The sequence below is a fragment of the Streptomyces sp. NPDC005706 genome (assembly GCF_040631045.1).
In the GTDB taxonomy this organism is placed as follows: domain Bacteria; phylum Actinomycetota; class Actinomycetes; order Streptomycetales; family Streptomycetaceae; genus Streptomyces.
In genome coordinates this window covers 535271-558989 of the sequence record NZ_JBEXYS010000002.1, presented here as the reverse complement: position 1 = coordinate 558989, position 23719 = coordinate 535271, and the positions used below count along the sequence as shown (strand labels likewise).

The window sequence follows — 23719 nt, the reverse complement described above, 5'->3', positions numbered from 1 at the left end:
CCCCGATGACAGCCTGAGCTTGGCGGCGCGTACACCGCGTACGCATCTCCCGCCCCCGAGCCGCAGCGCGCAGTACCCCCGATGCGCATAGCTTCGAGCTTCAGCCCCGGATCACCAAGTGGTCCGGGGCTCAATGCTGTTCGGGCCCGGACGGGCTCACTTCTGCGCGAGCACCGGGATGTCGAGGATCACCCGGGTCCCCCGCTCCGGCGCCGGGACCATGTCGAAGGTGCCGCCCAACTCGCCCTCCACCAGCGTCCGTACGATCTGCAGGCCGAGGTTGCCCGAGCGGTGCGGGTCGAATCCCTCGGGCAGTCCGACGCCGTCGTCCTGGACGGTGACCAGCAGGCGGGCCTCCTTGCTGGTGCCGCCGCGGATCGCGGAGACCTCGACCGTGCCGGTGTCGCCCTCGCGGAAGCCGTGTTCCAGGGCGTTCTGCAGCACCTCGGTGAGCACCATCGACAGCGGGGTGGCGACCTCGGCGTCGAGTACGCCGAAGCGCCCGCTGCGCCGGCCGGCCACCTTGCCCGGTGAGATCTCGGCGACCATCGCGAGCACGCGGTCGGCGATGTCGTCGAACTCCACGCGCTCGTCGAGGTTCTGGGAGAGCGTCTCGTGCACGATCGCGATCGAGCCGACCCGGCGGACGGCCTCCTCCAGGGCCTCCCGGCCACGGTCGGAACCGATGCGCCGCGCCTGCAGCCTGAGCAGGGCCGCGACCGTCTGCAGGTTGTTCTTCACCCGGTGGTGGATCTCCCGGATCGTCGCGTCCTTGGTAATCAACTCACGTTCGCGGCGACGGAGTTCGGTGACGTCCCGGCACAGCACCAGCGAACCGATGCGGGTGCCCTTGGGTTTGAGCGGAATGGCCCGGAACTGGATGACCCCGTCGTTCCCCTCGATCTCGAACTCACGCGGCGCCCAGCCGCTCGCCACCTTGGCGAGCGCCTCGTCCACCGGGCCCCTGGTGGGTGCGAGTTCGGCGGTGGTCCGCCCCAGGTGGTGGCCGACCAGGTCGGCGGCGAGGCCGAGCCGGTGGTAGGCGGACAGGGCGTTCGGTGAGGCGTACTGGACGGTGCCGTCCGCGTCCAGCCGGATCAGTCCGTCGCCGACCCGCGGCGAGGCGTCCATGTCGACCTGCTGGTCGGGGAAGGGGAAGGAGCCGGCCGCGATCATCTGCGCGAGGTCCGAGGCGCTCTGCAGATAGGTCAGCTCGAGCCGGCTCGGGGTGCGGACCGTGAGCAGGTTGGTGTTGCGGGCGATGACGCCGAGGACCCGGCCGGCGCGGCGTACGGGGATGGACTCGACCCGGACGGGCACCTCCTCGCGCCACTCCGGGTCGCCCTCGCGCACGATCCGGCCCTCGTCCAGCGCCGCGTCCAGCATGGGCCGCCGGCCGCGCGGGACCAGATGGCCCACCATATCGTCCTGGTAAGAGGTCGGGCCGGTGTTGGGGCGCATCTGGGCGACCGAGACGTACCGGGTGCCGTCACTGGTCGGGACCCACAGGACCAGGTCGGCGAAGGAGAGGTCGGAGAGCAGCTGCCACTCCGAGACCAGCAGGTGGAGCCACTCGAGGTCGGAGTCGTCGAGGGCCGTGTGCTGGCGTACGAGTTCGTTCATGGAGGGCACGATGCGAGCGTACCCGGGGCCGCACGGGTGACCGAAAAACACCCGCGGGCCGCGGCGCCTGGAAGGGACCCTCAGCCCTTCCGGCACCGCAGCCCGGAGCATCATCGGCCGCGGGGTGTGCGGTCCCGGTCGGCCGAAGGCCGAGGAGCCGGGGCAGTCAGGGCAGAGAGCGCCGGGTCCTCGGTCCGCCTTCCTGTGCGGGGAAGACGGAAGCTGTTCATTTTTCCCTACGGGATCCCCTTACGCATTGTGGACTAGACCACGAGGGCGTGTCCATGCGCGCGGGAGCATGCGTCGATACGGCACACGATGCCACGCAGCCTAGCCCGCCCGGCTCAGCCGCGGGGCCAGATGGCCATGGCAATTTCGGCGAGCGCCTCCAGCTCCGTCCGCGTCGCACCGTCCCGGGCCTGCTGGGACATGCCGTGGAGCACCGCGGTCGCGTGCCGGGCGAGGGCCGCGGCGTCGGTACCGGCGGGCAGCGCACCGGCCGCCGCGTCGGCCCTGATCCGGGACTCCAGGGCGGCCAGGGACGCGTCGCGCCGGTCCCGCAGCAGCCGCTCGACCTCGGGACTCGTGCAGTTGGTGGCCGCGTGCGCGACCAGGCAGCCGTAGGGGTGCTCGGGATCGGTGTACCGGGCGGCGGCCTCGCGCAGTGTGCGCTCTACGGCGGCCCGGGCGGTGGACTCCTCGGCCAGGGCCCGGTCGGCGAAGGCGCCGTGGGTGCCGACATAGACCCCGACGACCTCCTCGAACAGGGTCCGCTTGTCACCGAAGGCCGCGTAGAGGCTCGGGGCGCCGATACCCATGATCCGGGTGAGGTCGGAGACCGAGGTCGCCTCGTAGCCGTGCCGCCAGAAGGCCGTCAGCGCCTTCTCCAGGGCGGTCGCCCGGTCGAAGGAGCGTGGGCGTCCACGTGATTTCGACGGCCTGGCCTGCGCGTTCGTCCCCTGACCGGTCTCCATGGCGGGCATTCTATAGCGATCCCTAAAGAAATGTCGGCTTGGCGTAGTACAGTTTTAATGTAGCGATCGCTAGAAAACAAGGGTGAGGGGACCCCGAACCACTGCCACCGGCCGTCCATTCTGTTAGATTGGTCTAAACCACATGGCGCGTTTCACAGACTTCAAGCCCTCTTGAGAACGGCAGGCCCAGCGTGGAAGTTGTCATCGTTCCGGACGCCGCGGCGGGCGGCGAGCTGATCGCCGAGGCCATGGCCGGGCTGCTGCGACGCAAGCCCGACGCGCTGCTCGGTGTGGCCACCGGTTCCACTCCGCTGCCCGTCTACCAGGCACTGGCCCTCAAGTGGCGCTCCGGTGCGGTGGACACCTCCGGAGCCCGCATAGCCCAGCTCGACGAATACGTGGGGCTGCCCGCCGACCACCCCGAGTCCTACCGCTCGGTGCTGCGCCGGGAGGTGCTGGAGCCGCTCGGCATCGGAATGGGAGCCTTCCTCGGACCCGACGGCACCGCCGAGGACGTCCAGGCGGCCTGCGAGGCCTACGACCGCGCGCTCGCCGAGGCCGGCGGTGTGGACCTGCAACTGCTCGGGATCGGGACGGACGGGCACATCGGGTTCAACGAGCCGTGCTCCTCGCTCGCCTCGCGCACCCGGATCAAGACGCTGACCGAGCAGACCCGGATCGACAACGCGCGCTTCTTCGACGGTGACATCGAACAGGTGCCGCACCACGTGATCACCCAGGGCATCGGCACCATCCTGGAAGCCCGCCACCTGGTGCTGCTCGCCACCGGCGAGGGCAAGGCGGACGCGGTCGCCGCCACCGTCGAGGGGCCGGTCGCGGCCGTCTGCCCGGCCTCGGCGCTCCAGCTGCACCCGCACGCCACGGTGGTCGTCGACGAGGCCGCCGCGTCCAAGCTCAAGCTGGCCGACTACTTCCGCCACACCTACGCCAACAAGCCGGACTGGCAGGGCGTATAGGGGGCGTCCGGCGCGTCCGCCCCGGCGTGCCAGGGGGTGGAGCCGGGGTCTCTGGACTAGACCAGCAGAGGGTGCGCCGGTATACAGAGGAGATCACGGAGCGTGCGGGTGGAGCCCGCCACACGAAGCCGTGCCACGATGTGAGCCGTGGCCGACGGTCGGTCGGTCGCTTTCGGCATCCGGAGCCGGGAAGGCAGAGCATGAGCACCGACGTCAGCAGCGCGGAGCACGAGACCGGCACGACGGTCCGCACCGCGCGCGTGCCCAAGTACTACCGCTTGAAGAAGCACCTGCTCGACATGACGGAGACGCAGGCGCCGGGCACGCCGGTCCCGCCGGAGCGCACGCTGGCGGCCGAGTTCGACACCTCCCGCACGACCGTCCGGCAGGCCCTGCAGGAGCTCGTCGTCGAGGGCCGGCTCGAGCGCATCCAGGGCAAGGGCACCTTCGTCGCCAAGCCGAAGGTGTCCCAGGCGCTGCAACTGACCTCCTACACCGAGGACATGCGCGCCCAGGGCCTGGAGCCCACCTCGCAGCTGCTGGACATCGGGTACATCACCGCCGACGACCGGCTCGCCGAGCTGCTCGACATAACGGCCGGCGGCCGGGTGCTGCGCATCGAGCGGCTGCGCATGGCCAACGCCGAGCCCATGGCCATCGAGACCACCCATCTGTCGGCCAAGCGCTTCCCCGCGCTACGGCGTTCGCTGGTGAAGTACACGTCCCTGTACACCGCGCTCGCCGAGGTCTACGACGTCCATCTCGCCGAGGCCGAGGAGACCATCGAGACCTCCCTGGCCACCCCGCGCGAGGCGGGTCTGCTCGGCACCGACGTCGGTCTGCCGATGCTGATGCTGTCCCGCCACTCCCTGGACCAGGCCGGCCGGCCGGTGGAGTGGGTGCGGTCCGTCTACCGGGGTGACCGGTACAAGTTCGTCGCCCGCCTGAAGCGCCCCCAGGACTGACCATCGCCCAAGACCTTCACGCTCCGCACGCGAAATCGATATGCCGATATGCGGACGAGGTCTTCCGCTGCCGTGACGGCGTCACCTAGATTGCCTGCGCATTACACAGGTGATCAGCGAGGGGACGGAGCCGTGGCATGTCCGAAACGCAAGAAGTGAGACCACCGGTGGTGACACCGGTCCGGGTGGTCATCGGCCTGTGTCTCGCCGCACCCTTCGTGGCGATGCTGTGGGTCGGCTCGTACGCCAAGACGGACCCCGCGTTCATCGGGATCCCGTTCTTCTACTGGTACCAGATGCTGTGGGTGGTCATCTCCACCGCGCTCACGATGCTGGCGTACAAGCTGTGGCAGCGTGACCAGCGCGCCCGTGGTGCCCGGAACGGGGGTGCGACGAAGTGAACGACGGCGTCAACGGCGTCGCGCTCGGCGTCTTCATCTTCTTCTTCCTGGCCGTCACGGTCATGGGCTTCCTGGCCGCACGCTGGCGCAAGGCCGACAACGAGCACTCCCTGGACGAATGGGGCCTGGGCGGACGGTCGTTCGGCACCTGGATCACGTGGTTCCTGCTCGGCGGCGACCTGTACACGGCGTACACCTTCGTCGCCGTACCGGCGGCGATCTACGCGGCGGGCGCGGCCGGCTTCTTCGCGGTCCCGTACACGATCCTCGTCTACCCGCTGATCTTCACGTTCCTGCCCCGCCTGTGGTCGGTCTCGCACCGCCACGGCTACGTCACCACCTCGGACTTCGTACGCGGGCGGTTCGGCTCCAAGGGCCTGTCGCTGGCCGTGGCGGTCACCGGCATCCTCGCGACGATGCCGTACATCGCGCTCCAGCTCGTCGGCATCCAGGCGGTGCTGGACGTGATGGGCGTCGGCGGCGGCGAGAGCACCAACTGGTTCGTGAAGGACCTGCCGCTGCTGATCGCCTTCGGCGTACTGGCCGCGTACACCTACTCGTCCGGTCTGCGTGCCCCCGCCCTGATCGCGTTCGTGAAGGACACGCTGATCTACATCGTCATCGCGGTGGCGATCATCTACATCCCGATCAAACTGGGCGGGTTCGACGACGTCTTCGCCAAGGCGGGCGACGCCTTCAGCCAGGTCAACCCGGCGACCGGCAAGCCGCGCGGCGCGCTCGCACCGCCGGAGGCGGGCCAGTGGACGTACGCCACCCTGGCGCTCGGTTCCGCGCTCGCCCTGTTCATGTACCCGCACTCGATCACCGCGACCCTGTCGTCCAAGAGCCGTGAGGTGATCCGCCGCAACACCACCCTCCTGCCGCTGTACTCGCTGATGCTGGGTCTGCTGGCCCTGCTGGGCTTCATGGCGATCGCGGCCGGGGTGAAGGTCACCAACGGCCAGCTGGCGATCCCGCAGCTGTTCGAGGACATGTTCCCGGACTGGTTCGCGGGTGTGGCCTTCGCGGCGATCGGCATCGGCGCCCTGGTGCCCGCGGCCATCATGTCCATCGCGGCGGCGAACCTGTTCACCCGCAACATCTACAAGGACTTCATCAAGCCGGACGCCACGCCGAAGGAGGAGACCCGGGTCTCCAAGATCGTGTCGCTGCTGGTGAAGGTGGGCGCGCTGGTCTTCGTCCTGACGATGGACAAGACGGTCGCCATCAACTTCCAGCTGCTGGGCGGCATCTGGATCCTGCAGACCTTCCCGGCCCTGGTCGGCGGCCTGTTCACCCGCTGGTTCCACCGCTGGGCGCTGCTCGCCGGCTGGGCGGTCGGCATGGTGTACGGCACGCTCGCCGCGTACGGGGTGGCCTCGCCGACCCAGAAGCACTTCGGCGGCTCCGCGAAGGAGATCCCGGGCATCGGGGAGATCGGCTACATCGGTCTCACCGCGTTCGTGCTCAACGTCGTGGTCACCGTGGTGCTCACGTTCGTCCTGAAGGCCGTGAAGGCCCCGGAGGGCCTCGACGAGACCCGGCCGGAGGACTACACGGCGGACGCGGGCGACCCGGGGGTCGAGGTGGAACTCCCGCCCGCCACCGCGGGCAGCGCCCACTAGCGCGAGCCGGCCACGAACCACCCCACAGCGGGCCGCCGAGGGCACCACCCACGGCGGCCCGCTGTCATGCGAGTTGACCCTGCGGAGCCACCACAACACGCAACAGGCACAACATGTGGGGGTGACACGACAGCCCGGCACTAGATGTATGCTCATGCTCGCTGTCGCCGCAGGGGAATCCGGTGCGAATCCGGAACTGTCCCGCAACGGTGTACTTGCGTGTTTCCGCACGCCTGTTTCAGTCCGAGGACCTGTCGGCAGCGCGCGCCCGGCCGTCCGGTCCGGGTGCTCATCGACGTCCGGGCCTCGTGGAATGGGCCGGGGACGCGACGCCGTGCGCGCTCGCGCTGACCCCTGCCCTCCGCAAGGCCCCGTGCCGAGCGAGGGAGAGCCCCACGTGACCATCGCGCCAGCCGACCCGGCTTCAGCCATCCCGGCGAGCGGAGCCCCGGTGGAGACCGACGGTCCCGGTACCGCGCTGCTGCGGACCCTGACCGAGCTGACCGCCGACCTCCCCGACGCCGATCCCGGCCGAGTCGCCGCGGCCGCGCTGCGCGGCCGGTCCGCCCGGGCCGACGAGGCGGAGTTGCGCGAGCTGGCCACGGAGGCGGCCGCCGGACTGATCTCCGAGGATCCCGCCTACTCCCGGCTGGCCGCCCGGCTGCTGACCGTCTCCGTCCGCGCCGAGGCCGCCTCGCAGGGCGTCACGTCCTTCACCGGGTCCGTCGCCGTGGGCCACCGGGAGGGTCTCATCGCCGACCGCACGGCGGAGTTCGTACGGCTGCACGCCGAACGGCTCGACGCGCTGGTCGACCCGGCGGCCGACGACCGCTTCGGCTACTTCGGCCTGCGCACGCTGCACAGCCGGTACCTGCTGCGCCACCCCATCACCCGCCAGGTGATCGAGACGCCCCAGCACTTCATGCTGCGCGTCGCCGCCGGGCTGGCCGAGGACGACACCGCCCGCTCCGTGGACGAAGTCGCCGCGCTCTACGGGCTGATGAGCCGCCTCGACTACCTGCCCTCCTCCCCCACTCTCTTCAACTCCGGCACCCGGCATCCGCAGATGTCGTCCTGCTACCTCCTCGACTCCCCGCTGGACGAGCTGGACTCCATCTACGACCGCTACCACCAGGTCGCCCGCCTCTCCAAGCACGCCGGCGGCATCGGCCTGTCGTACTCCCGTGTCCGCAGCCGCGGTTCGCTGATCCGGGGCACCAACGGGCACTCCAACGGCATCGTGCCGTTCCTGAAGACGCTGGACGCCTCGGTGGCCGCGGTGAACCAGGGCGGCCGGCGCAAGGGCGCCGCCGCCGTGTACCTGGAGACCTGGCACTCCGACATCGAGGAGTTCCTCGAGCTGCGCGACAACACCGGTGAGGACGCCCGCCGTACGCACAACCTGAACCTCGCGCACTGGATCCCGGACGAGTTCATGCGCCGGGTCGACGCCGACGAGCGGTGGTCGCTGTTCTCCCCGGCTGACGTGCCGGAGCTGGTGGACCTGTGGGGCGAGGAGTTCGACGCCGCGTACCGCAGGGCGGAGGCCGCCGGGCTCGCGAAGAAGACGATGCCCGCCCGGGACCTGTACGGCCGCATGATGCGCACCCTCGCGCAGACCGGCAACGGCTGGATGACCTTCAAGGACGCCGCCAACCGCACCGCCAACCAGACGGCGACCGCCGGCCACGTCGTGCACTCCTCGAACCTGTGCACCGAGATCCTGGAGGTCACGGACGACGGCGAGACCGCGGTCTGCAACCTGGGGTCGGTCAACCTAGGCGCCTTCGTGGACACGGCGGCCGGCGGCCTCGACTGGGAGCGGCTCGACGAGACGGTCCGCACGGCCGTCACCTTCCTCGACCGCGTGGTCGACATCAACTTCTACCCGACCGAGCAGGCGGGCCGGTCGAACGCCAACTGGCGTCCGGTGGGCCTGGGCGCGATGGGCCTGCAGGACGTCTTCTTCAAGCTGCGGCTGCCCTTCGACTCCCCCGAGGCCAAGGCCCTGTCCTCCCGGATCGCCGAGCGGATCATGCTCGCCGCGTACGAGGCCTCCGCGGACCTCGCCGAGCGCAACGGCCCGCTGCCGGCCTGGCGGAAGACCCGTACCGCGCAGGGCGTCCTGCACCCCGATCACTACGGCGTCGAGTTCACCTGGCCGGAGCGCTGGGCGGCCCTGCGGGCACGGATCGCCGAGGTCGGCATGCGCAACTCGCTGCTCCTGGCCATCGCGCCCACGGCCACGATCGCGTCCATCGCGGGCGTGTACGAGTGCATCGAGCCGCAGGTGTCCAACCTGTTCAAGCGCGAGACGCTGTCCGGCGAGTTCCTTCAGGTCAACTCGTACCTGGTCAGGGAGCTGAAGGAGCTGGGCGTGTGGGACGCCCGCACCCGCGAGGCGCTGCGCGACGCCAACGGATCCGTGCAGGACTTCGCCTGGATCCCGGCGGACGTACGGGCCCTGTACCGCACGGCGTGGGAGATCCCGCAGCGCGGTCTGATCGACATGGCGGCGGCGCGGACCCCGTTCCTCGACCAGGCGCAGTCGCTGAACCTGTTCCTGGAGACGCCGACCATCGGCAAGCTGTCCTCGATGTACGCGTACGCCTGGAAGTCGGGCCTGAAGACGACGTACTACCTGCGCTCGCGCCCGGCGACCCGGATCGCCCGCGCCGCCCGGGCGCAGACCCAGACCCCCATCCCCGTGCAGCAGGCCGCCGACCCCGACGCCGTCGCCTGCTCCCTTGAGAACCCCGAGTCCTGCGAGGCCTGCCAGTGACGACCAACGAAGCCAAGCCTGTGCCGTCCAAGAACCTGCTCGACCCCGGCTTCGAGCTGACTCTCCGCCCGATGCGCTACCCGGACTTCTACGAGCGCTACCGGGACGCCATCAAGAACACCTGGACCGTCGAGGAGATCGACCTCCACTCGGACGTCGCCGACCTCGCGAAGCTGACGCCGGCCGAGCAGCATCTGATCGGCCGTCTGGTCGCCTTCTTCGCGACGGGCGACTCGATCGTCGCGAACAACCTGGTGCTGACCCTCTACAAGCACATCAACTCCCCCGAGGCCCGGCTCTATCTGAGCCGCCAGCTCTTCGAGGAGGCCGTCCACGTCCAGTTCTACCTGACGCTGCTGGACACCTATCTGCCCGACCCGGACGACCGGGCGGCGGCGTTCGCGGCGGTGGAGAACATCCCCTCCATCCGGGAGAAGGCCGGGTTCTGCTTCAAGTGGATCAACGAGGTCGAGAGGCTGGACCGGCTGGAGTCCAGGGCCGACCGCCGCCGCTTCCTGCTGAACCTCATCTGCTTCGCCGCGTGCATCGAGGGCCTGTTCTTCTACGGCGCCTTCGCGTACGTCTACTGGTTCCGCAGCCGGGGTCTGCTGCACGGTCTGGCCACCGGCACCAACTGGGTGTTCCGCGACGAGACGATGCACATGTCGTTCGCCTTCGACGTGGTCGACACCGTCCGCAAGGAGGAGCCGGACCTGTTCGACGACGAGCTGCGCGGGCAGGTCACGGACATGCTGCGGGAGGCCGTCGAGGCCGAGCTGCAGTTCGCGCGCGACCTGTGCGGTGACGGCCTCCCGGGCATGAACACCGAGTCGATGCGGCAGTACCTGGAGTGCGTCGCCGACCAGCGCCTGACGCGCCTGGGCTTCGCCCCGGTGTACGGCTCGGAGAACCCCTTCTCCTTCATGGAGCTGCAGGGCGTTCAGGAGCTGACGAACTTCTTCGAGCGCCGCCCGTCGGCGTACCAGGTGGCCGTGGAGGGCACGGTCGACCTGGACGAGGACTTCTGAACCTCCTTCTCCCGGCTCTTCGCACCCCGGGCCTCCTGAGCCTCCCTGAGCTGTCGGTCGACGCGCCTTTCGCGGGCGATGCCGAGGACGGACGGGAGGATCAGGAGGACCAGGATGCCCAGGGTGGTGAGCATTCCGATCAGGCCTTCGATCTGGTTTCCGGTCATGACACCACTGTCGCGCCGCATGCTCCTTACCGACAGTGGCAGGACTGCCGCACACCCTCGATTTACTGCCAGCTTCGGGGCACACTGGCAGCATGCTGAGGAACGTGGCGGCAGTGCTGCTGGACGGCGTGCATCCCTTCGAGCTGGGGGTGGTGTGCGAGGTGTTCGGCATCGACCGCAGTGACGAGGGGCTGCCGGTGTACGACTTCGCCGTGGTCTCGGCGGAGGGCCCGGCGCTGAGCACCCATGTCGGCGGGCTCACCGTCTCGACGCCGTACGGTCTGGAACGGCTGGAGGAGGCCGACCTGATCGCGGTGCCGGCCGGGAGCGAGTACGTGACCCGGGAGTATCCGCCGGCCCTGCTCGACGCCCTGGTGCGGGCCGTGGAGCGGGGCACCCGGGTGCTCAGCGTGTGCTCGGGCGTGTTCGTGCTCGGCGCCGCCGGACTCCTCGACGGGCGGCGGTGCAGCGTGCACTGGCGGCAGGCGAGGGAGCTGGCACTGCGCAATCCCCGGGCGATCATCGAACCGGACGTCCTCTACGTCGACGAGGACCCGGTGATCACCTCCGCCGGCACCGCGGCCGGTATCGACGCCTGTCTGCACCTCGTGCGCAAGGAGCAGGGACCGGAGGTCGCGAAGAAGATCGCCCGGCGGATGGTGGTGCCGCCGCACCGGGACGGCGGACAGGCGCAGTACATCGAGCGGCCGCTGCCCGAGACCCCGTGCGACACGGTCGGCGAGGTGCTGGCGTGGATGGAGGGGCACCTCGACCAGGAGGTGACCGTGGAACAGCTCGCCGCCCGCGCCCACATGGCCCCGCGCACCTTCGCCCGCCGCTTCCAGCAGGAGACGGGGACGACCCCCTACCGCTGGCTCCTGCGCCAGCGGGTGCTGCTGGCGCAGGAGTTGCTGGAGGGCACGGACGAGACCATGGACGCGATCGCCTCCCGCACCGGCTTCGGTACGGCGGCGGCGCTGCGCCACCAGTTCGTCCGCGCCCTCGGCACGACCCCCAACGCCTACCGGCGCGCGTTCCGCGGCCCCGAGGCCGCCTGAGCGCACCGGCGGCGGCCTACCAGGGCACCGGCCTCAGCAGCAGCTTCTGCGGCCGGAGCGTGATGCCCACCCGGGTGGTGTCGTTCGACCCGCCGACCTGCTCGAAGCGGTACTTCGCCGAGACCGCCGCGGTGATCAGGGTCAGCTGGGCCATGGAGAAGTGGTCGCTCGGGCACTTGCGGTTGCCGACGCTGAAGGGGCTCATCGCGTACTTCGGCACCTCCTTGGCCCGCTCCGGCAGCCAGCGGTCGGGGTCGAAGCCGAGGTGGTCGCCGTAGGAGCGGGCGTCGCGCTGGATGGCGTACGGGCTGTAGACGATGTCCGCGCCCTCCGGAATGCGATAACCGCCGAGCGTGGTGTCGGTGATCGCGCGCCGCGTCAGAATCCATACGGCGGGCCGCAGCCGCATGGCCTCGACGACGACATTGTTGGTGTGCGTGAGCCGGCGGACGTGCTCGAATCCGACGGGTTGCCCCCCGGTCACGGATTCGACCTCGGTGCGCACCTTCTCCGCGTGTTCCGGATGTTCCGCGAGCACCTGGAGCAGCCACATGATCGTGGAGGCGACGGTTTCACTGCCCGGGGTGACTATCGCCACCACCTGGTCGTGGATCTCCTGTTCCCCGATGGGCTCACCATTGTCGTCCTTCGCCTCCAGCAATGCCGTCAGCAAATCGTCCGGCTTTTGACCAGATGCCCTCCGCTCGGCGACGATCTCGTCGACCAGGAGATGCAAATCGGCCAGTGCCCGGTTGAATTCACGGTTGGCCGGGAACGGCAGCCGGTACAGCGGTCCGAGCGGAACGACCATCCTGCGGTACATACCGCGGAAGACGGTGGCGAGGTCGGTGCTCAACCGCTCGGCGCGCTCGTCCATGTACTCGCCGCGCAGCAGGCAGCGGGCGGCGACGCGCACCGCGACCCGGAAGGACTCCGAGGTGCAGTCGACGGTCTCGCCGGGCCGCCAGCGCTCGGTCAGCGCGTGCGCCTCCTCCTCCATGACCGGCCCGTACGCGGGGATCGCGTCGAGCCGGAACGCGGGCTGGATGGTGCGCCGCTGACGCCGGTGCCGGGGGCCGTTGGCGGTGGCCACGCCCTCCTTGCCGAGCAGGCCCTCCAGGGACTCCCACAGCGGCCCGTCGATGCGGTAGTCGGTGCTGAGCGCGAGCGCGCCGGTGAGCTCTGGGGTGGTGACGGCGTAGACCGTCTTGGGGCCGAGCCTCAGGCGCACCACGTCACCGTGCGCGCGCAGCCCGGACATGAAGGCGAGCGGGTCGCGGACCAGTTTCAGGCCGTGGCCGAGGACCGGGACGGCGCCGCCGGCCAGGGGTGCCTCGCGCGGTTCCGCCGTCTGGGCTGTCTGGGCGGTCTGGGGCTTCACGGACTCGACGGTCATTTCTCACCTGCCGCTTCGTTGTTGACGTACGGGGGTGTGGACCGGTCCTCCCAGCTGTCGACCATGTACCGGCCCGACTCGTGGTGGAACCAGTAGACGGAGCTGAACCAGTTCCGCATGTTGCCGACACAGGCGCGGACGGCGGTGCCGAGTTCCTTTCCCGATACCGTGCCGTCGTCGGCGAGTTCGTCGGCGAACCGCAGCGCCTCGCGTTCGGCGCCGACGAATTCGCCGACGCATTCCTCGACGCGCCGCCGGATTTCCTCGACCGCCTCCTCGAGGGTCAGGCCCTGATGCGTGACGAGACTGATTCCGAGATTGTGCACCTCGTCGCCCGCGATTTCCTTGGGCAGTGAACAGAGGTCGTTGTACCAGGCGGCGAATTCCTGGCTCAGCAGTGCCGGACGGCGATAGGCCGGGTTTCTCCGTACGGCGTCCGGGAGTTCACGTCCGGCGCTCGGTTCCAGGAGGTCCGTCCATATCCAGTGGGCGAAGGTGAGCCGCCGCAGGGCGAGGTACTCCTCGACCTGCGGGACGTAACCCCGGGTGCGGTTGTGGAACTCGCGGTCGTAGGCGTCGATCACCGCGTGGAAGTGCCGGGTGAACCGCTGGTTCCAGGTGTGCGGCAGGAACGAGAACAGCCGCAGCGCGCTGTCCGCGAGCCCCGCGACCACCGGGTCGGGATGGCCCAGGTGCTGCCGGGGCGCGTCGAGGGCCACGTGCAGCCGGTGGCGCAGGCGCCGCCAGTCGGCGGCCCGGCCGTGGACGATGTCACGGTCGTGGCGGTCGTCCCAGACGAAGAACCAGGCGCTGTAGTCGGCGATGGCCTGCAGGACCTCGTCGGGGGCGTCGGTGTAGTACCCCGCCATGAGGTCGGTGTAGCACAGTCCGTCGGCATGTTCCCGCACCTTGTCCGCCGGCATGAGCCGCTTTTCGAGCAGCCACTGCCGTGTCTTCTCCTGGAGCTTCGGCCAGTACGGGTGGAGTTGTCGTGGAAAGGAGTCCTCGATCACCGGAAGTGCGAGAGACGGCGGTACCGCCACCGAGGTCGTCGATGTGGTGCCGTGTGAGAAAGCGTGCACGAACTGTCCCCTCTCAGCCGCCAGGCGCGCACGGCCCTCCTTGTCGTGCCGGGCGTGCGCCGTTGCGTATCCCCGCACTTCCCATTCAGCACCACAACTGACCGTCGGGGGAACGGATTTGCTTCAATCACCACCCCAGGTTGCCGGGATTCACGTGACGAACAAATGAACGACGCCCGGCCGGGACGGATCCCGGACGGGCGTCGTGACGGACGTCGTCGCTGCTCTGTGCGGTGGCCGGGGTTCCGGCCCGGCGGCTCAGTCGTTGGCGACCACGGGGTAGCGGGGCTCGTTCTCGGCCATCTGCCGCAGCGCGTCCTTGCGGTCGCGCTTGGACAGGCGGTCGATGTAGAGGTAGCCGTAGAGGTGATCGGTCTCGTGCTGCAAACAGCGTGCGAAGTAGCCGGTGCCACGGACCTTGATCGGGTTGCCCTTCTCGTCCTGGCCGGTCACCTCGGCGTAGTCGGGACGCGCGAGCGGCGCGTACGCCGTGGGCACGGACAGGCAGCCCTCGTTGCTGTCGTCCAGCCTGCGCCGGTCGGCGGGCAGGTCGACCAGCTTCGGGTTGCACACCACGCCGACGTGCCGGACGCCCTCGTCGTCCTGGCAGTCGTAGACGAAGACCTTCAGGTCGACGCCGATCTGGTTGGCGGCCAGGCCCACGCCCTCGGCGGTGCGCTGGCTGGCGAACATGTCGGCGACCAGCTGGTCCAGCTCCGCGCCGAACTCGGTGACGTCCTTGCACTCCTTGTGCAGCACCGGGTTGCCGACGACCGTGATCGGCCGTGAGGTGCCGCGCTCGCGCCAGGTCCCCTCGCGCTCCTCGCAGTCCCCCGTGTCGACGACGTAGCCCTCGTCGTCGACGGGGAGCACGCCCGCGTGCTGCTGATCGGTGTCCTGCTGCGCCATGACCGACGTATGCCTTCCTGCAAGCCTTGGAAATCTCGGGTACAGCCTAAAGGTGGCCGGTCACCGGTGGTCAGCAGACCTCTTCGAGATCACGCCAGTCCCTGGAGTCCGGGCTGTCCGCGACCCAGCCGTCGAGCAGCCCCCGGACCAGCGACGCCGGCGCGGCGACCCCGCACTCCCGCTCCGGCACCCAGAGCTGCCCGTCGGTACGGTGCCCGAGGGGTCCGGGGTGACCGGGTTCACTGTGGTCGTGGGGGTCGAGGTGCTCTCCGTCGCCCTCGTCCGACGGCATCCGCGACTCCGAGCACATCCGGCACAGCAGCCGCACCGAGGAGGACCAGTCCTCCGCGGCGAACCCGGCGTCCGCCGCGAGCTGCTCCAGGGCGTCCCGGTCGGCCTCCGTGGCCGCCTCCAGCAGCACCACCCAGGTCGGCACGGGTGAGGGCGCCCACAGCTCGATCTCGTCGAACACCGGGAAGGAGTGCCCGGCGGACGTGGTGCGCTCGCCGTGCGGGACGCCGTCGTGCAGCACGACCTCCCCCCAGCGCCGGCCGGACGAGGGCAGCGGAATGGACAGCACCTCGATCCGCGCCGGGTCCAGCCTGCGGCCCCACACCACCTCGGCCTCGCCCTCCGGCGAGAGCCGTACGGCCGCGCTGCCCAGATCCATGCCGAGGGGCTCGCCGGCGGCCGTGGCGCCCCCGGGCACCCGCAGCCCGTAGGCCTGCCAGGCGCGCCGGGCCAGCGGCCAGTCCTGCAGTGCGGTGGCGGCGATGCCGACGTTCCACCAGTCGGGGGCGCCGGTCTCCCGGTCCAGCAGCGCGACCGCCCGCAGACCGGCGGCGCGGGCCTGCTCCCAGTCGTGCCGGAACTTGTGCAGCAGAGCGAGGTTGAACCAGGACTCCGCCAGCCAGGGTTCCAGGTCGGCGGCGCGTGTCAGCAGCTCGCCCGCGTCCTCGTACCGGCCGTCTCCGATGAGCGTGAACGCCCGGTCGGTGGCCTGCCGCCAGGAGGCGGAGGGCCGGTGTCGTCCCTTTCCGAAGATCCTCACGATTCCCGCCTGCCAGTTCCATTTCCGCACAGTGGGCTGGCTTGTGCCCCCGGACACCCTCTCCCTCGCATCCAACCACGTACGGCCTCAAAGGCGCTCATTACCCATGGGTTACCCCATCACCCGCAGGGTCAGACAGCGCCTGGGAGAGTACCCGGGCAAGGGATTCGACAACCTCGGGAGCGTAGTCCCCGGCGGTGGCCAGGCGCAGCTCCTCCAGGGCCATGAGCGGCCCCTCGGGTCCGGCGTCGCGGGCCTTCTCCTCGTAGGCGTTCACGGCCCGCACGATCCGCGCGGCGAGCGGCTGCTCCGGGTACGGGTCGGCCTGCCGCTCCACGACCGTGGCGACCCGCGCGTCCACCCCGGTCTGCCGCACGACGGCGCCGCCGAGCAGCGCGATGCGCCGCTGCTCCTCGCCGGGCAGTGCGGCGGTGGCTCCGGCCGGGACCGGGTCGACGAGGCTGAGCTGGCCGATGTCGTGCATCAGCGCCGCGTACTCGAGCACGGTCAGCTCGGGCCGGGACAGGCCCAGGTCGCGGCCGACGGCCCGGCTGAGGGCGGCGACCCGGCGGGCGTGCCCGGCGGGGGTGCAGCCGGCCACCTCGGTGGCCCGGGCCAGGGAGGCGATGGTCTGCCGGTAGGTGGCCCGCACGGCGGCGTAGCGGCGGACCGACAACTGGGTGAGCAGCAGCGGCAGACAGAACACGGGCAGCGCCCACAGCCCGGCGACGGCGACCGCGAGCGCCATGACCGCGCCGGTCGCGCACACGGCGGAGCCGATGCCGAGCAGTCCGCGCAGTTCCTCGCGCAGCAGCGGGCCGAAGCGCCAGCGGGTGCGGGAGTGGGCGAGGGCGGCGGCGAGGACGGCGTCGCAGAGCGCGGTGAGGACGAGCAGTGCGACGAGCAGCAGGGCGTAGGCGGGGCCGTCCCAGCTGCGGAAGACGCCTCGATTGAAGAGGGGCTGGAAGCAGACGGCGGCGAAGCCGGCGGTGAGGACGCGGCGGGCGAGGTGGTCGAGGGTGGGGGTGCGGCCGCACCAGATGTGCGGGACACCGCCGAGCAGGGACGCGGCGAGGACGACGGTGACGACCTGCGCGGCGCTGTGCCCGGTGGGATGCCCGGCGTCGGGCCCCAGCAGGGCGTACGACAGCGATCCGGCGGTGCCCAGCGGCGCGGTGCGGCGCGCTCCGGTGCCGGACCAGCGGGTCAGCTCGCCGACGGCTATGAGCAAGCCGAAGGCGAGCGCGACGCCCGGGTCGTCGACACCGCTCCACAGGGTGAGGGCGAGACAGACGGTGGCGGTGAGGGCGGCGCAGCCGTGGATGAACCTGAGGGCGGTCACCGGTGCGCCCCGCTGCGGCGGCCGGCGGCCGGCTGGGCCGGGACCGTGCGCGGGGCGTCGTCGGCGGTGACGGCCGGGTGCCAGCCGTGCCGGCCCAGCGCCCGGACGAGTGCCGTGACCATGCGCGGGTCGAAGTGGGTGCCCGCGCAGCGCTCCAGCTCCTTGACCGCCGCCTCCACCGGGCGGGCCCTGCTGTAGGACCGGGTGGAGGTCATCGCGTCGAAGGCGTCGGCGACGGCGACCACGCGGGCGCACTCCGGGATCTGACCGCCCGCCAGCCCGTACGGGTAGCCGCTGCCGTCGAGCCGTTCGTGGTGGTGCAGGATCGCCGCGCGGGCCTCACCGAGGAAGGAGATGCCGCGGACCATCTCGTGGCCGTACTCCGGGTGCAGTTCGATGATCCGCCGCTCCTCGGGGGTCAGCGGGCCGTCCTTGCGCAGCAGCCGGGTGGGGACGCCGAGTTTGCCGACGTCGTGCAGGATGCCGGCGAAGCGCAGCACCTCGACGCGTTCGTCGTCCAGGCCGAGTTCGCGGGCGATCAGCACCGAGGCCCGGCCGACCCGCTCGCTGTGGCCGCGGGTGTAGCCGTCCTTGATGTCGACGGCCTGCACCAGGGCGCGGATGGTGGCCTGGTGGGCGGCCCGCTCCCGGTGGTACTGGGCGAAGACCCAGCAGGAGACGCCCATCGGCAGCAGCACGAGCAGCGCGGAGACGGGGCCGTACCGGCTGCGCCACAGCACGGCCATCATCAGCCCGGCGAGCCCGTGCACCGCGACCGGCGCCAGCGAGCGGGACAGCAGCCCGCGCCAGGGCCTGCGCGCCGGCACCCGCCTCCACTGCCTGACGGGCGTGGGCGGTACCCCCACGCCCGCGGCGAGGATCCCGCCGTCGAGCACGGTGAGCACCACGCAGAACGCGAGCACGGCCGCCCCCGCGGGTACGAGGGCGTAGGGGAAGGCGTGGGCCACGACGGCGTCCCGGCCGCCGAGCGCCCAGTGGACCTGGGCCGCGGCCCACACGGCGAGCGCCGGCTGCGCGGCCCGCCAGACGCGCCGGGGCAGCACCGGCCCGTGCTCGACGTGGGCGAGCAGGGCGGCCGGCAGCGGGACCAGCGCGGCGGCGGGCGGCGGCAGCAGGAAGGCGCCGGCGAGCAGCACCGGATAGAACGTTCCCCCGAAGCGGCGCCGCACGACGTGCTCGCAGGCCGCGTACAGCGCGGCGAGCAGGGCCAGCGCCCACCAGGGCGTGCGGGTGGTGTGCAGGGGCAGGACACAGAGCGCGGCGAGGAGGGCGACACAGGCCACATAGCCTTGCGCTCTCGCCGGAACCGCCGCCTCCATCGCGCCCTCCCCCGACCGTGCCGGTGCAGGCTCGGAGCCTAGGGCGGGGTTCGGGGGGTCCGGGGGCCCATGTCCCGAGGATTAGCACGTTCGGGTGACAGGGGCGGCCGGCCGGAGGGCGCGGGTCAGGACTCCTGCGGTGTCACCGGGGTGGCGGGGGCCTTGGTGACGTCGTGCTCGGGGACGGTCTGCCCGGAGCGGATCAGGTCGATCCGCCCCATGACCTTGGCGCGCAGGTCGGCGGGCACGTCGTCATGGCCGCAGCAGCGCTTGACGAGCTTCTTCACGGCCTGCTCCAGGCCGTACTTCTCCAGGCACGGCGAGCATTCCTCGAAGTGGTGCTGGAACTTGTCGCGGTCGACGTCCGGCATCTCGCTGTCGAGGAACTCGTAGAGGTGGTCGAGGACCTCACTGCAGTCCGTCTCGTGCGGCTCTCCGCAGCTCATGAGCCCGAGCCTTTCGCTTCGTTCGACTCTCCGGCGCCCGCCGGGACCAGTCCGCGTTCGCGGGCGTAGTCCTCCAGCATGCCGCGCAGTTGACGGCGGCCCCGGTGCAGCCGGGACATCACCGTACCGATGGGTGTCCCCATGATGTCCGCGATCTCCTTGTACGCAAAGCCCTCTACGTCCGCGAGGTAGACGGCGATGCGGAACTCCTCGGGGATCGCCTGCAGCGCTTCCTTGACGTCCGAGTCGGGCAGGTGGTCGAGCGCCTGCGACTCGGCGGAGCGCAGACCCGTCGACATGTGCGACTCGGCGCGGGCGAGCTGCCAGTCCTCGATCTCCTCGGCCGCGCTGCGCTGGGGTTCGCGCTGCTTCTTGCGGTACGAGTTGATGAAGGTGTTGGTCAGGATCCGGTACAGCCACGCCTTGAGGTTGGTGCCCTCGCGGAACTGGTGGAAGGACCCGTACGCCTTGGCGTAGGTCTCCTGCACCAGGTCCTCGGCGTCGGCCGGGTTGCGCGTCATGCGCAGGGCGGCCGAGTACATCTGGTCGAGGAATTCGAGCGCGTCCCGCTCGAAGCGCGCGCTGCGCTCCGCGGTCGACTCGGAGCCGGTCTCCGTGTCCGCGCTCATGCCCTGGCCCTCGGGCTGCTCCGCCTGGCCGTTGTCGGTCCCTGCGTCGGTACCGGTGACCGGACCCACCTCCTCAAGTTCCCGGACGGGACCGAGACCGGTCCCTCCTGTTTCGGAGGATAGAACACGACCCGTACCCGCCGCCGCTCGAATAGGAGCGGTCCTGGCCGCGTGCAGCACCGTCCAGTCCAGGTCAGCACGGCTGCTGCGGCTCGGGCAGTACGTCGAACCCATGCGGCGGACTTCCTTTCCCACGACGTCGGCGCTGATCCCTCAGCACTTCTGTCCGCCTCAACAGCGCCCCGCCGCCGGGCATTCCCGGGTCACCCGAGTGAACCGGCCCACTCCACGACACCGTCGGTGACGATCTCCAGCGCCCGCTCCTGGGTGATCTCCGCGCGCTTGGCGACGGCGAACCCGTGATCGCCGCAGGGCACCTCGATCAGCCGGTGGGTTCCCTCGGGGAACTCCGCCGGCCTGCCGAAGGGGTCGTTCCCGCCCTGCACGACCAGCGTGGGCACCCCGGCGCCGAGCAGTTCCGCGGCGCGGGACTTCTCCGGTCTGCCCGGCGGGTGCAGCGGGAAGCTCAGCGCGAGCACGGCGTGCGCGCCCAGCTCGGCGGCGGTGCGGCAGGCGACCCGGGCGCCCGCGCTGCGGCCGCCGGAGACGACGGGCAGTCCTGGCGCCGCCAGCGCGGGCCACAGGCCGCGCCAGCCGGTGTCCAGGGTCTTCGGTGCGGGCGCGAGCTTCTTGCCGGCCACCCGCCAGGGCTGCTCGACGAGGGCCACGGTCACCCCGTGCGCGGGGAGCACCCGGGCGAGCGCCTGGAGGTCGCGCGCCTCGATGCCGCCCCCCGCGCCATGGCTCACCGCGAGGACGAGCCGGGCCCCGTCCGCCCGGTGCCAGGTGATCCGGGCGTCGCCGGTGTCCGTCGGGACGGTCTGTGTGGTCATGGTGGTCACGTCAGAAGAGTGTGCCGACTTCCGGGGCGTCCAGCTCCTTCAGCAGTTCCGGGCCGCCGTTGCGGACGTTGCTGACGGCGGTGGATACCGGGTAGGCGCGCATCAGGCCGTGCGGCGGCGGGTCGAGCAGCTCGCGCAGGCCGTCCGGGTCGGTGCTGGACGGGTCGAGCCAGGCGTCCCAGCGCTCCGGGGTGAGCATGAGCGGCATGCGGGGGTGGATGTCGGCCAGGGAGTGCGGTCCCTCGGCGGGCGCGACGGCCAGCGGGGTTCGCTCCGCCTCCGTGGTGATCACCGAGCAGGTGACCCACCAGGCGCCCGGGTGGTCGTCGGGCAGGGTCCGGTCCCGCCAGAACTCGTACAGGCCGGCCATCGCGAAGACCGAGCCGTCGGCGGGCAGTACGAAGTACGGCTGTTTGCGCGGCCGCTTCTTCTTCCCCTCGGCCTCCAGCGCGCGCTCCTCGGTGCCGGTGACCCACTCGTAGTAGCCGTCGGCGGGCAGGATGCAGCGCCGGGTGGCGAAGGCGCGGCGGTAGGCGGGCTTCTCGTGCACGGTCTCGGCGCGCGCGTTGATCATCCGGGCGCCGCCCTCGGGCGTCTTGGACCAGGACGGCACCAGGCCCCACTTCAGCCTGCGCAGCTGCCGAACCGGACGCGGGTCCGCGGCGTCTTTCAACGGACGGTCCAGGACGGCGTAGACCTCCTTGGTGGGAGCCACGTTGTAGTCCGGCTCCAGGGTCTCCTCCGGCTCCCACTTCTCGATCTCAAAGACTCCTGCGAGATCCTCGGGCCTACGACTGGATGCATACCGTCCGCACATACGTGCCACACTGCCAGACTCCGTACGAGGACAGGGAGCTACTCGGTACATGGAAAGCCTCACCGCCGGTCTCTGGGACCGGCTCACCGGCACCCAGCCCGATCCGGACCTGTGGGTGGTGCTGGCCACCGGGGTCGCCGCGCTCGCCGTCGTCGTACCGCACAGCCTGTGGCGCATAGCCCGCAACGCCATCACCATCGCGCACGAGGGCGGGCACGGTCTGGTGGCGCTGCTCACCGGCCGGCAGCTCACCGGCATCCGCCTGCACTCCGACACCAGCGGCCTCACGGTCAGCCGGGGCAAGCCCTACGGCCTCGGCATGATCCTCACCGCGGCGGCGGGATACACGGCACCCTCGCTGCTGGGTCTGGGCGGTGCCGCGCTGCTGGCCGCCGGCCGGCTCACCCTGCTGCTGTGGGCGGCGACCGCCCTGCTGGTCGTCATGCTGGTGATGATCCGCAACGCTTACGGGGTACTGACCGTGGTGCTGACCGGCGGCGCCTTCCTGCTGGTGTCGTGGCTCACCGGGCCGCAGGTGCAGGCGGCGTTCGCGTACGCGGTGGTGTGGTTCCTGCTGCTCGGCGGGGTGCGGCCGCCGTTCGAGCTGCAGGCCAAGCGGATGCGGGGAGGCGCGGGGGACTCCGACGCGGACCAGCTGTCCCGTCTGACGCACGTCCCCGCGGGCCTGTGGCTGTTCCTGTTCCACGCGGTGTCCCTGTGCTCCTTGATCGGCGGCGGCCGCTGGCTGCTGGAAGGTTGATACCGGGCCCTCCTTATAAAGTGGCCCCATGGCCCCGAACACCGCCCACCCCGCCCTCTGGCCCGCCCCGCACGCGAGCGGAGCCGTCGACGCGACGGTCCACGTGCCCGGGTCCAAATCCGTGACCAACCGAGCCCTCGTGCTGGCCGCCCTCGCCTCCGAGCCCGGCTGGCTGCGCCGTCCGCTGCGCTCCCGCGACACCCTGCTGATGGCCGGCGCCCTGCGGGCCATGGGCGTGGAGATCGAGGAGACCGTGTCGTCCAGCTCATCCGGCGCGGGCGGCCCCGACGGCTCGGGGGAGGCCTGGCGCGTTCTGCCCACCGGCCTGCACGGTCCGGCCACGGTCGACGTCGGCAACGCCGGCACGGTGATGCGCTTCCTGCCGCCGGTGGCCGCGCTGGCCGACGGCCCGATCCGGTTCGACGGGGACCCGCGGTCGTACGAGCGTCCCCTCAACGGCGTGATCGACGCGCTGCGGGTGCTCGGCGCCCGGATCGACGACGACGGCCGGGGCGCGCTGCCGCTGACCGTGCAGGGCGCCGGGGCGCTGGACGGCGGTCCGGTGTCGATCGACGCCTCCTCGTCGTCCCAGTTCGTCTCGGCACTGCTGCTGTCCGGCCCGCGCTTCAACCAGGGTGTCGAGGTCCGGCACACCGGGGCCTCCCTGCCCTCCATGCCGCACATCCGGATGACCGTGGACATGCTGCGCGCGGTCGGCGCCCAGGTGGACACCCCGGAGTCGGGCGGCGAGCCGAACGTGTGGCGGGTGACGCCGGGTGCGCTGCTCGGCCGGGACCTGACGATCGAGCCGGACCTGTCCAACGCCCAGCCGTTCCTGGCGGCGGCCCTGGTCACCGGCGGCAAGGTGCTGATTCCGGACTGGCCGGAGCGGACCACACAGCCGGGTGACCGGCTGCGCGAGATCTTCACCGAGATGGGCGGCTCCTGCGAGCTGACCGAGTTCGGGCTGGTGTTCACCGGCTCGGGCGCCGTGCACGGCATCGACGTCGACCTGAGCGACGTCGGCGAACTGACCCCGGGCATCGCCGCGGTCGCCGCGCTCGCCGACTCCCCCTCGACCCTGCGGGGCGTGGCCCATCTGCGGCTGCACGAGACGGACCGGCTGGCCGCGCTCACCAAGGAGATCAACGAACTCGGCGGCGACGTCACCGAGACCGCCGACGGCCTGCACATCCGCCCGCGCCCGCTGCACGGCGGGGTGTTCCACACCTACGAGGACCACCGCATGGCCACCGCCGGCGCCATCATCGGCCTGGCGGTCGAGGGTGTGCGGATCGAGAACGTGGCGACGACGGCGAAGACCCTGCCGGACTTCCCCGAGCTGTGGACCGGGATGCTGGGGAACTGACGGGCGGACTGGGATC

22 protein-coding genes and 1 riboswitch are annotated in these 23719 nt (G+C 71.0%); of the genes, 9 read left to right on the top strand and 13 right to left on the bottom strand.

What is annotated here, in order from left to right; translation table 11 throughout:
* Nucleotides 1-156: 156 nt before the first annotated feature.
* Nucleotides 157-1623, bottom strand: coding sequence for a PAS domain-containing sensor histidine kinase (locus ABZ478_RS06115; RefSeq protein ID WP_359545911.1), 1467 nt, complete (start codon nt 1621-1623; stop codon nt 157-159).
* Between the two features lie 344 nt (nt 1624-1967).
* A complete protein-coding gene (locus ABZ478_RS06110) occupies nt 1968-2606 on the bottom strand; it encodes a TetR/AcrR family transcriptional regulator (RefSeq protein ID WP_359545728.1) in 639 nt (212 codons plus the stop codon).
* Between the two features lie 182 nt (nt 2607-2788).
* Here ABZ478_RS06110 and nagB point away from each other — a divergent pair, with 182 nt between their 5' ends.
* The 6 genes from nagB (at nt 2789) to ABZ478_RS06080 (ending at nt 10375) form a co-directional block, all read left to right on the top strand.
* On the top strand, nt 2789-3574 hold the full coding sequence (nagB, locus tag ABZ478_RS06105) for a glucosamine-6-phosphate deaminase (protein ID WP_359545727.1): 786 nt from the start codon (nt 2789-2791) through the stop codon (nt 3572-3574).
* Between the two features lie 200 nt (nt 3575-3774).
* Entirely contained in the window at nt 3775-4539 is a 765-nt protein-coding gene (locus ABZ478_RS06100; RefSeq protein ID WP_359545725.1) for a GntR family transcriptional regulator, read from the top strand.
* A gap of 137 nt (nt 4540-4676) precedes the next feature.
* On the top strand, nt 4677-4940 hold the full coding sequence (locus ABZ478_RS06095; RefSeq protein WP_359545724.1) for a DUF3311 domain-containing protein: 264 nt from the start codon (nt 4677-4679) through the stop codon (nt 4938-4940).
* Nucleotides 4937-6565: a monocarboxylate uptake permease MctP gene (gene mctP / locus ABZ478_RS06090; protein WP_359545722.1), complete on the top strand. Its 1629-nt coding sequence runs from the start codon at nt 4937-4939 to the stop codon at nt 6563-6565. The genes ABZ478_RS06095 and mctP overlap by 4 nt, the downstream gene beginning before the upstream one ends.
* A gap of 135 nt (nt 6566-6700) precedes the next feature.
* A riboswitch (cobalamin riboswitch) is annotated at nt 6701-6839 on the top strand.
* A 123-nt stretch (nt 6840-6962) separates the two neighbouring features.
* Complete coding sequence (locus ABZ478_RS06085) at nt 6963-9347, top strand: ribonucleoside-diphosphate reductase subunit alpha (protein ID WP_359545720.1); 2385 nt, start codon at nt 6963-6965, stop codon at nt 9345-9347.
* Nucleotides 9348-9418: 71 nt separating this feature from the next.
* Nucleotides 9419-10375, top strand: a complete 957-nt coding sequence (locus ABZ478_RS06080; RefSeq protein ID WP_359545909.1) for a ribonucleotide-diphosphate reductase subunit beta — start codon at nt 9419-9421, stop codon at nt 10373-10375.
* On the opposite strand, the gene ABZ478_RS06075 is transcribed toward ABZ478_RS06080, so the two are convergent.
* A complete protein-coding gene (locus ABZ478_RS06075) occupies nt 10288-10542 on the bottom strand; it encodes a hypothetical protein (RefSeq protein ID WP_358927559.1) in 255 nt (84 codons plus the stop codon). The two genes, ABZ478_RS06080 and ABZ478_RS06075, sit on opposite strands and share 88 nt — an antisense overlap.
* 92 nt (nt 10543-10634) lie before the next feature.
* Here ABZ478_RS06075 and ABZ478_RS06070 point away from each other — a divergent pair, with 92 nt between their 5' ends.
* On the top strand, nt 10635-11600 hold the full coding sequence (locus ABZ478_RS06070; protein WP_359545718.1) for a helix-turn-helix domain-containing protein: 966 nt from the start codon (nt 10635-10637) through the stop codon (nt 11598-11600).
* 16 nt (nt 11601-11616) lie between these two features.
* On the opposite strand, the gene ABZ478_RS06065 is transcribed toward ABZ478_RS06070, so the two are convergent.
* The 10 genes from ABZ478_RS06065 to ABZ478_RS06020 form a co-directional block, all read right to left on the bottom strand.
* Nucleotides 11617-12996 (bottom strand): cytochrome P450, encoded by a 1380-nt coding sequence (locus tag ABZ478_RS06065; RefSeq protein ID WP_359545716.1) that lies wholly within the window; start codon nt 12994-12996, stop codon nt 11617-11619.
* A complete protein-coding gene (gene cyc1 / locus ABZ478_RS06060) occupies nt 12993-14078 on the bottom strand; it encodes an epi-isozizaene synthase (RefSeq protein ID WP_359545714.1) in 1086 nt (361 codons plus the stop codon). Before cyc1 ends, ABZ478_RS06065 begins: the two co-directional genes overlap by 4 nt.
* Before the next feature lie 258 nt (nt 14079-14336).
* Nucleotides 14337-14987, bottom strand: coding sequence for a peptide deformylase (def, locus tag ABZ478_RS06055; protein ID WP_359545712.1), 651 nt, complete (start codon nt 14985-14987; stop codon nt 14337-14339).
* Between the two features lie 70 nt (nt 14988-15057).
* Nucleotides 15058-16038, bottom strand: a complete 981-nt coding sequence (locus tag ABZ478_RS06050) for a hypothetical protein (RefSeq protein ID WP_143627102.1) — start codon at nt 16036-16038, stop codon at nt 15058-15060.
* Between the two features lie 100 nt (nt 16039-16138).
* On the bottom strand, nt 16139-17380 hold the full coding sequence (locus tag ABZ478_RS06045) for an HD domain-containing protein (RefSeq protein WP_359545710.1): 1242 nt from the start codon (nt 17378-17380) through the stop codon (nt 16139-16141).
* Nucleotides 17377-18720, bottom strand: a complete 1344-nt coding sequence (locus tag ABZ478_RS06040; protein WP_359545708.1) for an HD-GYP domain-containing protein — start codon at nt 18718-18720, stop codon at nt 17377-17379. Before ABZ478_RS06040 ends, ABZ478_RS06045 begins: the two co-directional genes overlap by 4 nt.
* Nucleotides 18721-18845: 125 nt before the next feature.
* Nucleotides 18846-19166, bottom strand: a complete 321-nt coding sequence (gene rsrA / locus ABZ478_RS06035; RefSeq protein WP_358927552.1) for a mycothiol system anti-sigma-R factor — start codon at nt 19164-19166, stop codon at nt 18846-18848.
* Nucleotides 19163-19864: an RNA polymerase sigma factor SigR gene (sigR, locus tag ABZ478_RS06030; RefSeq protein ID WP_250403396.1), complete on the bottom strand. Its 702-nt coding sequence runs from the start codon at nt 19862-19864 to the stop codon at nt 19163-19165. The genes rsrA and sigR overlap by 4 nt, the downstream gene beginning before the upstream one ends.
* A gap of 254 nt (nt 19865-20118) precedes the next feature.
* Nucleotides 20119-20748, bottom strand: a complete 630-nt coding sequence (locus ABZ478_RS06025; RefSeq protein WP_359545907.1) for an alpha/beta family hydrolase — start codon at nt 20746-20748, stop codon at nt 20119-20121.
* 10 nt (nt 20749-20758) lie between these two features.
* Complete coding sequence (locus ABZ478_RS06020) at nt 20759-21574, bottom strand: SOS response-associated peptidase (protein ID WP_359545706.1); 816 nt, start codon at nt 21572-21574, stop codon at nt 20759-20761.
* Nucleotides 21575-21623: 49 nt separating this feature from the next.
* Here ABZ478_RS06020 and ABZ478_RS06015 point away from each other — a divergent pair, with 49 nt between their 5' ends.
* Both ABZ478_RS06015 and aroA read left to right on the top strand, forming a co-directional pair.
* Nucleotides 21624-22334 carry a M50 family metallopeptidase gene (locus ABZ478_RS06015; protein ID WP_359545705.1) on the top strand — a complete coding sequence of 237 codons (711 nt, stop codon included), beginning with the start codon at nt 21624-21626 and terminating at the stop codon, nt 22332-22334.
* Nucleotides 22335-22362: 28 nt separating this feature from the next.
* The gene (gene aroA, locus ABZ478_RS06010) at nt 22363-23703 is read left to right on the top strand and encodes a 3-phosphoshikimate 1-carboxyvinyltransferase (protein WP_359545703.1); all 1341 of its coding nucleotides are present in this window, start codon (nt 22363-22365) and stop codon (nt 23701-23703) included.
* Nucleotides 23704-23719: the final 16 nt, after the last annotated feature.